Below are 14,080 nucleotides of genomic sequence, written 5' to 3' on the forward strand. Positions count from 1 at the left end.
CATTGCGAGCGAAGCGAAGCATTCCAGTTCTGTTTCCGCAGAGAGAGCCTGGATTGCTTCGTCGCAAGCGCTACTCGCAATGACGGCAAGACTCACGCCGTCTTCGCCGCCTTCAGCCCGAGGCGCTGCTCCACCGCATCCCGCATCACGAATTTCTGGATCTTTCCGGTCACGGTCATCGGAAACTCGTCGACGAACTCGACGTAGCGCGGGATCTTGTTGTGGGCGATCTGGCCGTCGCAGAAGGCGCGCACCTCCTCGGCCGTCAGCGTCTCGCCCGGCCTGACGCGGATCCAGGCGCAGAGCTCCTCACCGTAGCGGGTATCCGCGACGCCAAAAATCTGCACGTCCTGGATCTTGGGGTGACGGTACAGAAACTCCTCGATCTCGCGCGGGTAGAGGTTCTCGCCGCCGCGGATCACCAGGTCCTTGATGCGGCCGACGATGTTGCAATAGCCTGCGTCATCGATGGTGGCGAGGTCGCCGGTGTGCATCCAGCCATTGGCGTCGAGCACGTCGGCCGTCTTTTCGTTCTCCTCCCAATAGCCCAGCATGACGCTGTAACCGCGGGTGCAGAGCTCACCGCGTTCGCCGCGCTTGACGATCCGCCCCTCGAGATCGACGACCTTGACCTCGACATGCGGGTGAATACGGCCGACGGTGGAGACGCGCCGCTCGAGCGGATCGTCGGTCGCGCTCTGGAAGCTGACCGGGCTGGTCTCGGTCATGCCGTAGGCGATGGTGACCTCGCGCATGTTCATCTCGGTGTTGACGCGCTTCATCACCTCGATCGGGCAGGGCGCGCCCGCCATGATGCCGGTGCGCAGCGATTTCAAATTGAAATTCTTGAACTCGGGGTGGTCGAGTTCGGCGATGAACATGGTCGGCACGCCATAGAGCGCCGTGCATTTCTCCTGCTCGACCGCACGCAGCGTCGCGAGCGGATCAAAGCCCTCGCCGGGATAGACCATGGTGGTGCCGAGCGTGACCGAGGCGAGGTTGCCCATCACCATGCCGAAGCAATGATAGAGCGGCACCGGGATGCAGATGCGGTCCTGTTCGGAGAGGCGCATCGCGCGCCCGGTGAAATAGCCGTTGTTGAGGATGTTGTGGTGCGTCAGGGTGACGCCTTTCGGCGATCCCGTGGTGCCGCTGGTGAACTGGATGTTGACGGGGTCGTCGAACTGAAGCGCGGCGCCGAGCGCGGCAAGCTGCTCGCGATGCTCCGCTCCGCCCATGCGTGCGACGTCCTCGAAAGGGATGGTGCCTGAGGCCGCCGGGCCGCCGATCTGGATCACCATCCGCAAAGCCGGCAACCGCGCCGCCTGTAACTGTCCGGGCCTGGCGCCGGCCAGCTCCGGCAGCAGCGTGTTGAGCATCTCCATGTAATTGCTGGTCTTGAACGCAGTTGCGGTGACGATCGCCGCGCAGCCGACCTTCTTCAGCGCGAATTCGAGCTCGCTGAGCCGGTAGGCGGGGTTGATCGTCACCAGGATCAGGCCGGCCTTGGCGGCGGCGAACTGGGTCAGCGTCCATTCCGGCCGGTTCAGCGACCAGATGCCGATCCGCTCCCCGCGTTCGAGCCCGAGCGCGAGAAAGCCTGTGGCAAGCGCGTCGACCCGCTCGGCGAATTCTTTCCAGGTCCATCTGACGCCGTGGCTAGGCGAGACCAGCGCCTCGCGGTTACCCCAGCGCCGCACCGCCTGGTCGAGGCTGCGACCGATGGTGTCGCCGAGCAGCGGCGTGTCCGAGATGCCGCAAACGTAGCTGTCCGCTTTGTCAGCCAAATCGAAATCCTCTTGTCATGGATGGTCGCCGCGGTCTTACCCCCTCGTCATGCCCGGGCTTGTCCCGGGCATCCACGTCTTCGTGCCGCAAGGTAAGGCGTGGATGGCCGGGACAAGCCCGGCCATGACGTGTGGAGAGAGCAGCGCGTCTCACGCCGCCTTCTGCCCACTCCCTGCATCGAGCCCGGCATAGACCCCGCGCTCGAATCCCGCGAAGGCTTCCAGGCATTTCGCGTCCGCGAACGGCAACAGCTGCATCAGGATCACGCCGGTGACGTCGCGCGCCGGGTCGATCCAGTAATAGGTGTTGGCGAGGCCAGCCCAGGCGAGGCTGCCGGCGCTGCGTCCTTCCGCGGTCTTGGCGGTGTTGATCATGAAGCTGAGGCCCCATTTCTTCACCTGCTCCGGATAGAGATCGACGTCGTTGGTGTACATCGGCGCCGCCGTCGTCATCTTGGTCATGTTGAGATCGCCCATCTGGTTCTGGCTCATCATGGCGATCGTGTCGGCCTTCAGCACCTGGTTGCCGTTGCCGCGGCCCTTGTTGAGGATCATCTGGGTGAACTTGATGTAGTCGGCCGCCGTCGAATAGAGGCCGCCGCCGCCCATGTGGAACTCCGGCTCCTGCTCGAGCTCGAACGGGATCGCTGCGAGCTGGCCGTCCTCGCCGCGCGCATGCATGCCGACGAGGCGCTTGCGCATGCTGTCGGTGATCTTGAACGCGGTGTCGCTCATGCCGAGCGGGTTGAACAGATTGTCGCGCAGATAGGCGTCCAGCCGTTTGCCGCTGACGGCTTCCACCGCCTTGCCGACGAAATCGATATTGGTGCCGTATTCCCAGCGGGTGCCGGGATCGGTCATGACGGGCGTCTTCAGCGCCGCGTTCTGGCAGGTGGTGATGGCGGGAATGCCGTTCTTGTCGAGATAAACCGCGAGATCGCCGTTCCACATATTGTAGCAGAAGCCGGCGGTGTGGGTCATGAGCTGGCGCAGCGTGATCGGCCGCTTGGCCGGCCGCAGCTTGGCTTCGCCCTTGGCGTCGAAGCCTTCGAGCACCTGCGGATTGGCGAGATCGGGCAACACCTCGCCGATCGGCGCATCCAGCGACAGCTTGCCCTGCTCGACCAGCTGCATCGCGCCCGCCGATGTCACCGCCTTCGTCATCGAGGCGATCCAGAACACGCTGTCAGCCGTCATCGCATCGGGCTTGGACAGGTCGCGCTTGCCGAACGCGCCCTGATACAGCACGTCATTACCGCTCGCGGCGATGGCGACGACGCCCGGAATCTCCTTGGCCTCGCTCTTCTGACGCAGAATCTCATCGATCTGGGCTTTGCTTTGCATGGCGTTTCCTCGGGTTTGATTATTGTTGGCAGTAATCGATTGTCCTACCGCACGCCCCGCGCGGCAAGCGCGTCCAGATGCCCGCAACGGTCGCGATGTCGTGACTTGACGGTCCGTGCCCCACGCAGGACGACAAGTGGGCCGAACGGCAACACTCCATCGCAATCTGCGGTGGATGGCCGCATCTCGCCGTGACCGTGGATGGGCTCTGGCGGTATGTTTCACGTGTTTGAAGCACTTGAAACATTTTGTGCGTTGCGGCGTTCAGCACTCGGCCCAATCGGCGGCCGACGTTAAGACTTGATACAAATTTGGCGGCCCTGAGTGGCCGCGAGGGGACTCAGATGATTTCGACCTGGAGCGAATGGAAGCGCTATCCCCGTCCCGGACGGGGCGAGAACCTGGAGGCGCCGATTTCGCCCGGCATCTACGAGGTGCGTATCGCCGGCACCGGCGCGCTCTATTCCTTCGGGGCAGTCGACAATCTGGCGCAATCCCTGGCGCTGTTGCCGGTTGGTTCGAAGTCGTGGTTCGGACGTCGCAACGCCTCCGACGTGCCCGATCTCGAATACCGGACGTGCGCGACCTCCTCGAAGGCCGACGCCAAGGCGGCGGCCGAGCGCATGATCGGCCGGCGCGAAACCTATATGAGCGGCGCGGCCTAAGGCCGCTCTCTCCTAAGCTCCCATCAGATGTGCGTTGCGGGGCGGTGCATTGGGCACCGCCTGCCCCTATATTGCGGGCCGATCCGATCGCCCCCAGGGAGTAACGCCATGACACCGACCGCCGCCGCACGCGCCCCGCAAGCCACCGCAACCCTGCGCGACCGGCTGAAGGACCCTTCGCTCCTGAAGGAGGCCTGCTACATCGACGGCGCATGGGTCGGCACGCCGGTTTTCGCCGTCAACAATCCCGCCACCGGCGTTGAGCTCGCCAAGGTTCCGCAGCTCGGTGCCGCCGAGACGACCAAGGCCGTCGAAGCCGCCGAGCGCGCCTTCCCGGGCTGGGCCAAACACACCGCCAAGCAGCGCTCCAACATCCTGCGCAAATGGTTCGAGTTGATCGTCGCCAACCGCGAGGACCTCGCGCTGATCCTCACCTCCGAGCAGGGCAAGCCACTCACCGAGGCGCTCGGCGAGGTCGATATCGGCGCCGCCTATATCGAGTTCTTCGCCGAGGAAGCGCGGCGCGTCTATGGCGAAACCATTCCCACCCAGCGGCCCGATGCTCGCCTGCTCGCGATCAAGCAGCCGATCGGCGTCTGTGGCGCGATCACGCCGTGGAACTTCCCGAACTCGATGATCACGCGAAAAGTCTCGCCGGCGCTCGCGGCCGGCTGCACGGTGGTGCTGAAGCCCGCCAACGAGACGCCGCTGTCGGCGCTGGCACTGGCCGTGCTCGCCGAGAAGGCCGGCATCCCCAAGGGCGTGCTCAACATCATCACGGGTGACGCGCCGCCGATCGGCAAGGTGTTGTGCGAGCATCCGGCGGTGCGTTTCGTCGGCTTCACCGGCTCGACGGCGGTCGGCAAGATCCTCTACCAGCAGGCTTCCGTCGGCGTGAAGCGGCTCGGCCTCGAACTCGGCGGCAACGCACCCTTCGTGGTGTTTGATGACGCCGACATCGATGCCGCGGTCGAAGGCGCCATCGTCTCGAAATATCGCAACATGGGCCAGACCTGCGTCTGCGCCAACCGCCTCTACGCCCAGGACAAGATCTACGACGAGTTCGTGAAGAAGCTGTCGGCCAAGGTCGCGGCGATGAAGATCGGCGACGGCACCGAGAGCGGTGTCACGCAGGGGCCTTTGATCAACATGAAGGCGATCGACAAGGTCGAGCGCCACATTGCAGACGCCGTCAAGCGCGGTGCCAAGGTCGTGACCGGCGGCAAGCGCAGCGAGCTCGGACGTTCGTTCTTCGAGCCGACCGTGCTCGCCGACGTCAAGCCGGACTCGCTGGTGTCGCAGGAGGAAACTTTTGGCCCGCTCGCGCCGGTGATCCGCTTCAAGGACGAAGCGGATGTCATCGCCATGTGCAACGCCTCGCCGTTCGGTCTTGCTTCCTACTTCTATTCCCGCGATCTCGGCCGCGTCTGGCGCGTCGCCGAGGCGCTGGAGTCGGGCATGGTCGGCGTCAACACCGGCCTCATCACCACCGAAGTCGCGCCCTTCGGCGGCGTCAAGGAAAGCGGCCTCGGCCGTGAAGGCTCCCGTCACGGCATGGAAGAATATGTCGAGATCAAATACGTGATGATGGCGGGGGTGTAGCCCCGAGCATTGCTTGACGCAGGTCAAGAGGCCTCGGGCAAGACCGCCTAACCTGACGCGCGCGGCATCATAGGGGTGGCGCGCGCGCAGGGTTGCGGCTCGCTCATGCTGACGAGGACGTCCTTCATTCCGGGTGAGATGCGGCTCCTTGGCCGCTTCTGGCAAAGTGCCTCGGGATACTGGCGCGGACCGTCGGCGTGGATGGCCTGGCTGCTGGTGATCGCCTTGATCATCGACGTGGTGCTGCAGCTCCTGACGCAATATGGCCTGAACTTCTGGAATCGGGACTTCTTCAACGCCATCGGCCGGAAGGATCAGGCGGAGCTGCTGTCCCTGGCGCTCCGGTTTCTGCCGCTGGCCGCGTCGAGCATCGCCCTGGTCGTGTTCTCGGTGTGGGCGCGGATGACCCTGCAGCGCTCCTGGCGCGAGTGGTTGAGCCATCGCCTCTATAGCGACTGGCTGGTGGATGATCGTGGTCCGGGGCGCAACGCCATCGAGGGACATCACGAGGCGCCGGAGTATCGCATCGCCGAGGATGCCAGGGTCGCGACGGATCTCCCGGTCGATCTGGTCAACGGCCTGCTGCAGTCGGTGCTCACCATTGCAACCTTCGTCGGGGTGCTATGGTCGGTTGGGGGCAGCCTCACGGTCCATTTCGACGGCATCGCATTTGCGATTCCCGGGTACCTCGTCCTCGCCGTGATCGCCTATTCCGCGTTGCTGTTGATCGGCATCTGGCTGACAGCCGGCCGTCTGACCCGGGTCATCGAGGAAAACAAGCGCATGGAAGCCGAGCTGCGGGCGATCGGAACGCATGTGCGCGAGACCCGCGAGGGCAAGGTGGTGCAGGACGCCGTCATCAACGATCGCCACGCCGTGGGCGCCGCTCTGAAAGCGGTGATCGCCATCTGGCGAATCTACTGCTGGCAATTGATGCGGATGACGCTGGTCACCTATACGGGTCTCCTGGTGACGCCGGTGGTCGGCCTGCTGCTTTGCCTGCCCAAGTACCTCGACAGCACCATGACTCTCGGCGAAGTGGTCCAGGCCTCGGCGGCATTCGTCGTTGTCCAGACCGCCTTCAACTGGTTCACGGACAATTACGCCAAGCTCGCGGAATGGACGGCGTCCGCCAACCGGGTTGCCGAGCTCCTGCTTGCCTTGGACGAGCAGCGGATGATCGAGGCTTGAGGTCGATCCACCTCTACTGTCCCGACACAAAATTGGGTTGCGTCGCGGGCTCCCCGCCAGCTACCTCCTCAGCACCGCAATCGTCCGGTTCGCGAAGGTCAGCCGCTCCGCCATCACCGACACGAAATAGGTCAGCAGCTTGTGGCTGAGCGCGGGATCTTCCTCCCTGATCTCGTCAAACTGGTGCGTGTTGAGCACGTAGAGCACGCTCTCGACCTCCGCCTGGATCGTCGCGCTGCGCGGGGTATTCGACACCAGGCCCATCTCGCCGATCGTGGTGTAGCGGCCGAGGCTGCGCACGCGCGTGGTGCGGTCTTCATCTGCGGGGACCATGATGCCGACGCGTCCCTCGAGGATGAAGTGCATGGAATCGGCGGGGTCGCCGGCCTGGACGATGATCTCGCCGGCCTCGACCTCGATGCGCTGGCAGCGGTGAATCAGCCTGTCAGCATCATCCTCACTGTCGAGAATCCGCGCGAACCAGTCATGCAGGCTGGCCTCTTCCTGCACCAGGCCCTGATGCAGGGAGATGATCTCGTTCTCGCACCATTCCAGCGCACGATCGAGCTCGGGGATGATGGTGACGCCTTCGCCGACGAAGTCGCTGGAGCGCAACACCTTCTCGGCCGCGGCGGACAGATGCACCAGGATCAGCTCGACGCCGAGGTCGTGTGCGCTGCGTTTGATCTGGGCGAAACTGTAGGCGGCCGACGAGTCGACACCGGTGACGAGCTTGAAGTCGAACAGCAGATAGCGGCACTCCGGGCGCTCCTGCAGCAGCTGCTTGACATGCTGGTAGAGCCGGTTGGCGGAGCCGAAGAACAGATAGCTTTGCAGGTTAAGTCCCTGGATACTGCCGCCATGCGCCAGCAGCACTTCCTGGTCGTCCCGCGAGCGATCGAGCGAGGATCGGTACTCCGAGCCGTCGAAACTGTACTTGATCGATTCGACACGCGCGGCGCTGAACGCGAAGGTCGCGCAGCCGATGATCACGCCGATCAGGATGCCCGGCACGAATCCCCAGGTCACGATGATCGCGATGATGGCGATCAGCGAGAGATATTCGAGCTTCGACAGCCGCTTGCGTGACTCGATGATCCATCTGTGCAGCTGGTCGGCGCCGAGATAGAGCAGCAGGCCGCCGATCACGAATTTCGGGATGAAGCCGAGCAGTTCCGGTGCGACCGCGAGCATCACCAGCGACAGCGCCGCCACGGTAAGGCCGGACAGGCGGCCGCGCCCGCCGCTGCTGTAGTTCAGGATCGAGCGGCTGATCGAGCTGCAGCCGGGGTAGCCGCCGAGCAACCCGCTCAGGATGTTGGCGATGCCGGTGACGTTCAGTTCGCGCTCCAGATTGGCTTCGCGGTGCACGGCGACCTCGATGCCGGTGGTGTTGAACAGCGTGCAGCATGCCGTGACGAAGATGACGGCGACGACGTTGCCGATCAGGTCGGGCACGACGAACCAGGGATAGCGGGCGAAATCCTCGGTGTGCCAGGGCAACATGAACACCGCCTGCGGCGGCGGCTGGAACGTCCAGCCCAGGGTGCGCGCGCTGTCGAACGACACGCCGGTGATCCAGAACGCCAGATGCGCGGTGAGCACGCCGCCGACCAGGATGATCGGCAGCCCGAACGGGCTGCGCGAGCGGTGCCAGGTGAGATACAGCACCAGCGCCATCGCGCAGGCGGCGCCCAGCTCCAGCAGCGTGGTGGCATTGGCGAAGTGAGGCAGCGTCGCGAGCTGCAGGGGGTGGTTGGTGATCACCCTGATGGCACCGAGCGCGATGAGGAGCCCGGTGGCGCCGAGGAAACCGCCGACCACGGGATAGGGCACGTAACGGATGGCGCGCCCCAGCCGCGTCAGCCCCAATCCGCACAGCACCAGCCCCGTCAGCACCGTCGACAGGCCGAGCGTGATCAGGACCGGCGAGAGCAGCGGCACGGACGGGCTGGTGGCCTCGATGCGCTCGACCAGCGAAGCCACCAGAATGCCCGTCACCGCCGCCGTCGAGCTGTCGGGAGCCGCCACGGCAAAAGGCAGCGAGCTGCACAGCGCGACGACGATGGCAAGCACCGCGGAGCTGACGAATGTCGCGGTGATGCCGTAGGACAGATAGGGCGACAGCGGGCCGGCAAAGATCAGCAGTGAATAGGACAGCCCGAACGTGACGGTCAGGATGCTGGCGGCGCTGCCGCCCATTATATCATTCAGCGCACGTTTAAGAGCTGGATTGAAACGAGGGGCCGGACTGAAAACAATTGCTGGATCGGTCACGCCGTTGCGCTCGCTCCTGAAACATCTCGTCTGAGACGTAGACGACTACGGACTTAGCGCAACAGGATTCTTGTAGCTATGAAACATCCGACAGTTTCATGTGGCGGTTCGGTGCGAATCCCCGTTCACGACGTGTGAATGATCAACCGTGGTTGATGAAGAAGTCGACGCTCGTGCAACACCCACCGCTGTCGTCCCTGCCTAGTGCGCACTAGGCAGGGACGACAGCGGAGTTCGACGCAGCAGCCCAGCCTAGATCTTGAGCTCCCTGCCCGTCACCCGCCGATACGCCTCTAGATACCGCTTGCTCGTCGCCTCCACCACGCTGGCCGGCAGCGGCGGCGGCGGGGCGTCGCCGTTCCAGCGGCCGGCGCGGCGCTCGACGTCGAGATAGTCGCGCAAGGGCTGCTTGTCGAAGCTCGCCTGCGGCTGGCCGGGCTTGTAGCTATCGACGGCCCAGAAGCGCGAGGAATCCGGCGTCATCACCTCGTCGATCAGGATGATGCGGCCGTCCTTGTCGCGGCCGAACTCGAACTTGGTGTCGGCGATGATGATGCCCTGCTCGCGCGCCAGCTCCTCGCCGAGCGTGTAGATCGCGCGCGTCATGCTCTCGAGCGTATAGGCCGTCTCGTCGCCGACCACTTCGCGCATCTTCGCGATCGTGATGTTCTCGTCATGCCCGGTCTCGGCCTTGGTCGCCGGGCTGAAGATCGCGGGCTCCAGCTTCTCGCTTTCGACGAGACCGGCCTTCAGCTTCTCGCCCGCGAGCGTGCCGCTGGCCGCGTATTCCTTCCACGCCGAGCCCGAGAGATAGCCCCGGATCACGCATTCGATCGGGAATACGGTGGTGCGTTTGCACAGCATGGCGCGGCCGAGAATCTCGGCGCGGTGCGCTTCAAGCGCCGGCACGGCGGCGATGATCTCGTCGGTGTCGGCGCTGATCATGTGATGCGGCACCACGCCTTCGAGCTCATTGAACCAGAATGCGCTGATCTGCGTGAGGACCGCGCCCTTCATGGGGATGGTCTCGCCCATCACGACGTCGAACGCGCTGATGCGGTCGGTGGTGAGCAGCAGCAGGCGGTCATCGTCGACGGCGTAGATATCGCGCACCTTGCCGCGCCCGATCTTGGTCAGGGGCAGGTCGCTGGATAGCATGGTGGTCATCGTCAGAGCTTTCAGGGCGTTCGCGCAGGAGATCCCGCCGCGCCTGATGGCGCGACCGGCAATCGGATTAGCCTATTCCGGCAGCGGAATGAACTCATGTTCCTGCGGAACTGCCGCGAAACGGCCGGTTTTCCAGTCCTGCTTGGCCTGCTCGATCCGCTCCTTGCTGGAGGAGACGAAATTCCACCAGACATGGCGCGGGCCCTCCAGCGCATCGCCGCCGAGAAACATCATCCGGGTCGCCTGGAGCGCCCTCACGGTGATGCGGTCGCCGGGCCGGAAGATCAGCAGCCGCGGCGCCTCGTAGCGCTCGTTCGCGATCTCGACCTCGCCGTCAACGATGTAGATCGCCCGCTCCTCATGATCAGGGTCGAGCGGCACGCTCGCGCCTGCCGTGGCCGTCACCTCGGTGTAGAACCAGGGTGACACCATCGATACGGGCGAGGCGATGCCGAACGAGGATCCCGCGATCACCCGCGCGGTGAAGTCGCGTTCGGAGATCATCGGCAGGTCGCCCGCCGCGTAATGCTGGAACGACGGGGCGATTTCCTCCGATCCCGCCGGCAGCGCGATCCAGCTCTGCAGGCCCAGCATCTTCTGCCCCGAGCTGCGCTGCGCATCCGGCGTGCGCTCGGAATGCGCGATGCCGCGTCCGGCCGTCATCAGGTTCATCGCGCCGGGCGCGATCTCCTGGACATTGCCCTCGCTGTCGCGATGCATGATCGCGCCGTCGAACAGATAGGTGACCGTGGCAAGCCCGATATGCGGATGCGGCCGCACGTCCATTCCCTTGCCGGAGACGAACTGCACCGGCCCGAAATGGTCGAAGAAGATGAAGGGCCCGACCATCTGCCGCTTGCCGTGCGGCAGCGCGCGCCGCACCGCGAACCCGTCGCCGAGATCGCGCGTGCGCGGCACGATGACGAGATCGAGCGCATCGCAGGACATGGGATCGCCGAGCACGGGATCGTTCGAGGGCTGCCAGCTCATGGTGGACTCCTTTTGACTTTGTTGAGTGCAAGCGTAGCAGGATTTTGCAGTGCCGTCGCGACAAAGGACCGGGCCGATAGCGCGGGCCGTGGGTGTTGCTCTCGCCGTTGCATACCGATGGTCCTTGAAAAAACGGGCGCGACGAACGATGTTCGGCGGGTTCCAACCGCGACCGTCCGCCCATCCGATGACCCTTGCCAACCTCGACCTCGCCTTTCGCGCCGCCAGCGTTGCGTTGCTGCTGATGCTGGCGGCGTCATTGCTCTCCGACTTCCGCAAGGTGCTCGCGGCTCGCCTCGGCGCGGCTTTCGCGCTGGGCTCGGCCGCGCATGCGCTGAGCTATTCGGTGGACGTCACGTCGCGGGTTCCGCTCTGGCATGCGCCGCTGATCGCGTTGTCGACCGGCACCATCGTGGTGTTCTGGCTGTTCACACGCTCCCTGTTCGACGACGAGTTTCGCCTTCGCTGGTGGCACGGATGGGTCTGGGCGCTGGTGACGGCCTTCAGCTTCGCAGGGTGCGTCTGGATTGCACCCGGCGGCCATGTGCGGTTCTCGGTGACGATGGTCAATCTGATTGTGCTCGGCTTCATCGCGCTTGCGGTCGGGCAGATGATCGCATCCTGGCCGGCCGACCTGGTCGAGCGCCGCCGCCGTGTTCGCGTCTTCATCGTCTGCGCAATCGCGCTCTATGGCGGGCTGAACGCGGTGCTCCAGATCGCCTTCGCCGGCCACCATGTCGGCGATATCGCCGAAACCATCAATGCCGGCGTGCTTGCCTGCACCGTCGCGGCGATCGTCTATGCGATGATGCGGGTTGACGGGGCGGATCTGTTTCCGGCCGTGGCGGAGCCCGCACCGCCTGACCTTTTCAGTCAGCCCGCGGCCGATGACGCCGCCGATCAGAAGCTCATCGACGCGCTGATGCGGCTGATGGCGGACGAGCGGATCTATCGCCAGGAGAACATCACCATCGGCGCGCTCGCCGGGCGCCTGAAAATTCCCGAGTACCGGCTGCGCCGGCTGATCAATCAGCGCCTGGGCTACCGCAACTTCAATGTGTTCCTGAACAACCATCGCATCGAGGAAGCCAAGGCCGCGCTCGCCGATCCCGCCCAGGCCGAAGTCCCCGTCATCACCATCGCCATGGATGCAGGCTTCCAGTCTCTCGGCCCGTTCAACCGCGCCTTCAAGGCAGTGACCGGTGTGACGCCGACGGAATATCGACGGCTGAAGGTGAACGCAGCCTAGAATTTAAGTCGCTGTAATCGCTGCAATATTCCAGAATCGACCAGCGTCCTCCGACTTCCACCAGGCCATTTTCCAAATCCGGCGAGCGCTCCTCAGCCTGCTCCGGCTTCCTCGTGGCACACGCCCCCTGTGCCGGAGAAAGCCCGTGACCCGCCGCCGCAAGATCGTCCTCCTCACCACCACCATCGCCGCTGCAGGCCTCGTGCTCGGCGCGGCCAGAGCCCGCGACATGCCTAAGGTCGCCACCGGCTTCGTCGCCGACATCCTGTGCTCGGAGACGTTCGTCTCCGGCCTCGATCCAAGGCGCAACTTCACCGAGACCACCGACGCCATGCCCGGCACCGGCCTGATCACCTGGGCGATGGACACCCGGGTCGATCGCACGCGCAAGGATGTCACGGTGACGCTGTTCGGCATCGGCCGTAGCCATGCCGTTTATCGTGAGGGCCTTGGCTGCACGCTCGAGCATGAAGCGGGGATCGCCGACGTGACGGTGCCGCCTGACGAAAAACAGCCGGCGTCGCTGCCCGAGATCGCCGGCTCCTCACTCGTGCCGCCGCAAAGCCCCGAACTGGCCGCCGCGCTCGATCGCGCCTTCACCGAGCCGGCGCAACCGCCTTACCGCCGTACCCGCGCGATTGTCGTGATGAAGGCCGGCCGCATCATCGCCGAGCGCTACGCCGACGGCATCGGACCCGAGACACCACTGCTCGGCTTCTCCATGACGAAATCGGTGATCTCGGCTCTCACCGGAATCCTCGTGCGCCAGGGCAAGCTCAAGCTCGACGGACCAGCGCCGGTTGCCGCCTGGAGAGATCCCGACGATCCGCGCCATGCGATCACCGTCGATCAGCTTCTGCGCCACACCGCCGGCCTTGCGCTCGGCAGCTCCCTGGAAGCCTCGCTCGGCTCCGCCTTCGAGCCGGTCAACCGGATGAAGTTCGTCGAGCCCGACATGGCGGCCTATGCCGAGACGATTCCGCTCGAGACCGCGCCCGGCACCGCGTGGAATTATCACGACGGCAACATTCTCATCCTCTCGCATTTGATCCGCGATGCGGCCGGCGGCACCCCGGAAGGCGCGCTGCGCTTCGCGCGCCGCGAATTGTTCGCGCCGCTCGGCATGCGCCATGTCACGCTACAGCTCGATGGCTCGGGTACGATCGAAGGTTCCAGCGAGATGCTCGCATCCGCGCGCGACTGGGCGCGCTTCGGCCAGCTCTATCTCAATGACGGCGTTGTCGGCGGCAAACGCATCCTGCCGGAAGGCTGGGTGAACTATTCGGCGACGGCCACGCCGAATGCGTGGGTCGGCATCGGTGCCGGCTTCTGGACCAACCAGGGCGACAGTTTTGGCGCGAAGTTTCGCGTCGAGCACGGCTGGCCGCGCGATGCCTTCTTCGCCAAGGGCACGATCGGGCAGTACACCATCGTGATCCCGTCGGAGAAGCTCGTGATCGTGCGCCTCGGCCGCTCCCCGAACGCACCGCCGCAGGCGGATGGCGTGTTCGACCTCGTGCGGGATGTGGTGGCCGCGACGCGCGAGAAGGGGAAGCTGGCGGGAGTGAATTGAGGTCTTTTCTTACCCTCCCCTGGAGGGGGAGGGTCGATCGCGCGTAGCGCGAGCGGGGTGGGGTGATCTCTCCACGCGCGCACTGTTCGTTGCGGCGAGACCGTCACCCCACCCCGTCTCGCAATCTCGCTTTGCTCGATCGCGAGCCGACCCTCCCCCTCCAGGCAGGGCTATCGCATGTGACCGATAAGGCTGAGAAGGAATTCATCTTCCCAGCCTGCTCGTTTGACCTTCT

The 14,080-nt window shown here is 64.8% G+C and carries 10 protein-coding genes; 5 read left to right on the top strand and 5 right to left on the bottom strand.

The window, feature by feature from the left end; all coding sequences use genetic code 11:
• Nucleotides 1-92 precede the first annotated feature (92 nt).
• Together UNPF46_RS00470 and UNPF46_RS00475 are read right to left on the bottom strand one after the other, a co-directional pair.
• Nucleotides 93-1,787, bottom strand: a complete 1,695-nt coding sequence (locus tag UNPF46_RS00470; protein ID WP_142248665.1) for an AMP-binding protein — start codon at nucleotides 1,785-1,787, stop codon at nucleotides 93-95.
• A gap of 150 nt (nucleotides 1,788-1,937) precedes the next feature.
• Complete coding sequence (locus UNPF46_RS00475) at nucleotides 1,938-3,131, bottom strand: serine hydrolase domain-containing protein (protein ID WP_142248666.1); 1,194 nt, start codon at nucleotides 3,129-3,131, stop codon at nucleotides 1,938-1,940.
• 344 nt (nucleotides 3,132-3,475) lie between these two features.
• Between UNPF46_RS00475 and UNPF46_RS00480 the strand changes: the two genes are divergently transcribed.
• The 3 genes from UNPF46_RS00480 (at nucleotide 3,476) to UNPF46_RS00490 (ending at nucleotide 6,589) form a co-directional block, all read left to right on the top strand.
• On the top strand, nucleotides 3,476-3,796 hold the full coding sequence (locus tag UNPF46_RS00480) for a hypothetical protein (RefSeq protein WP_100178576.1): 321 nt from the start codon (nucleotides 3,476-3,478) through the stop codon (nucleotides 3,794-3,796).
• A 108-nt stretch (nucleotides 3,797-3,904) separates the two neighbouring features.
• Nucleotides 3,905-5,398 (top strand): NAD-dependent succinate-semialdehyde dehydrogenase, encoded by a 1,494-nt coding sequence (locus UNPF46_RS00485; RefSeq protein WP_142248667.1) that lies wholly within the window; start codon nucleotides 3,905-3,907, stop codon nucleotides 5,396-5,398.
• Between the two features lie 105 nt (nucleotides 5,399-5,503).
• Nucleotides 5,504-6,589, top strand: a complete 1,086-nt coding sequence (locus UNPF46_RS00490) for an SbmA/BacA-like family transporter (protein ID WP_100178574.1) — start codon at nucleotides 5,504-5,506, stop codon at nucleotides 6,587-6,589.
• Between the two features lie 60 nt (nucleotides 6,590-6,649).
• Here UNPF46_RS00490 and UNPF46_RS00495 read toward each other — a convergent pair whose 3' ends face one another.
• The 3 genes from UNPF46_RS00495 to UNPF46_RS00505 form a co-directional block, all read right to left on the bottom strand.
• Nucleotides 6,650-8,866 carry an SLC26A/SulP transporter family protein gene (locus UNPF46_RS00495; RefSeq protein WP_142248668.1) on the bottom strand — a complete coding sequence of 739 codons (2,217 nt, stop codon included), beginning with the start codon at nucleotides 8,864-8,866 and terminating at the stop codon, nucleotides 6,650-6,652.
• 252 nt (nucleotides 8,867-9,118) lie between these two features.
• A complete protein-coding gene (locus tag UNPF46_RS00500) occupies nucleotides 9,119-10,033 on the bottom strand; it encodes a phosphoribosylaminoimidazolesuccinocarboxamide synthase (protein ID WP_100178572.1) in 915 nt (304 codons plus the stop codon).
• A gap of 72 nt (nucleotides 10,034-10,105) precedes the next feature.
• Nucleotides 10,106-11,023: a pirin family protein gene (locus UNPF46_RS00505; RefSeq protein ID WP_100178571.1), complete on the bottom strand. Its 918-nt coding sequence runs from the start codon at nucleotides 11,021-11,023 to the stop codon at nucleotides 10,106-10,108.
• A 187-nt stretch (nucleotides 11,024-11,210) separates the two neighbouring features.
• Here UNPF46_RS00505 and UNPF46_RS00510 point away from each other — a divergent pair, with 187 nt between their 5' ends.
• Nucleotides 11,211-12,272 (top strand): AraC family transcriptional regulator, encoded by a 1,062-nt coding sequence (locus UNPF46_RS00510; protein ID WP_142248669.1) that lies wholly within the window; start codon nucleotides 11,211-11,213, stop codon nucleotides 12,270-12,272.
• Nucleotides 12,273-12,417: 145 nt separating this feature from the next.
• Nucleotides 12,418-13,845, top strand: a complete 1,428-nt coding sequence (locus UNPF46_RS00515) for a serine hydrolase domain-containing protein (RefSeq protein WP_142248670.1) — start codon at nucleotides 12,418-12,420, stop codon at nucleotides 13,843-13,845.
• Nucleotides 13,846-14,080: the final 235 nt, after the last annotated feature.

It is taken from the genome of Bradyrhizobium sp. UNPF46 (assembly GCF_006658625.1).
GTDB lineage: Bacteria > Pseudomonadota > Alphaproteobacteria > Rhizobiales > Xanthobacteraceae > Bradyrhizobium > Bradyrhizobium nitroreducens.

Coding starts and splice junctions, on each gene's coding strand:
- UNPF46_RS00475 (WP_142248666.1), bottom strand. CDS start 3,131: ATGCAAAGCAAAGCCCAGATCGATGAGATTCTGCGTCAGAAGAGCGAG.
- UNPF46_RS00485 (WP_142248667.1), top strand. CDS start 3,905: ATGACACCGACCGCCGCCGCACGCGCCCCGCAAGCCACCGCAACCCTG.
- UNPF46_RS00510 (WP_142248669.1), top strand. CDS start 11,211: ATGACCCTTGCCAACCTCGACCTCGCCTTTCGCGCCGCCAGCGTTGCG.
- UNPF46_RS00490 (WP_100178574.1), top strand. CDS start 5,504: ATGCTGACGAGGACGTCCTTCATTCCGGGTGAGATGCGGCTCCTTGGC.
- UNPF46_RS00505 (WP_100178571.1), bottom strand. CDS start 11,023: ATGAGCTGGCAGCCCTCGAACGATCCCGTGCTCGGCGATCCCATGTCC.
- UNPF46_RS00500 (WP_100178572.1), bottom strand. CDS start 10,033: ATGACCACCATGCTATCCAGCGACCTGCCCCTGACCAAGATCGGGCGC.
- UNPF46_RS00480 (WP_100178576.1), top strand. CDS start 3,476: ATGATTTCGACCTGGAGCGAATGGAAGCGCTATCCCCGTCCCGGACGG.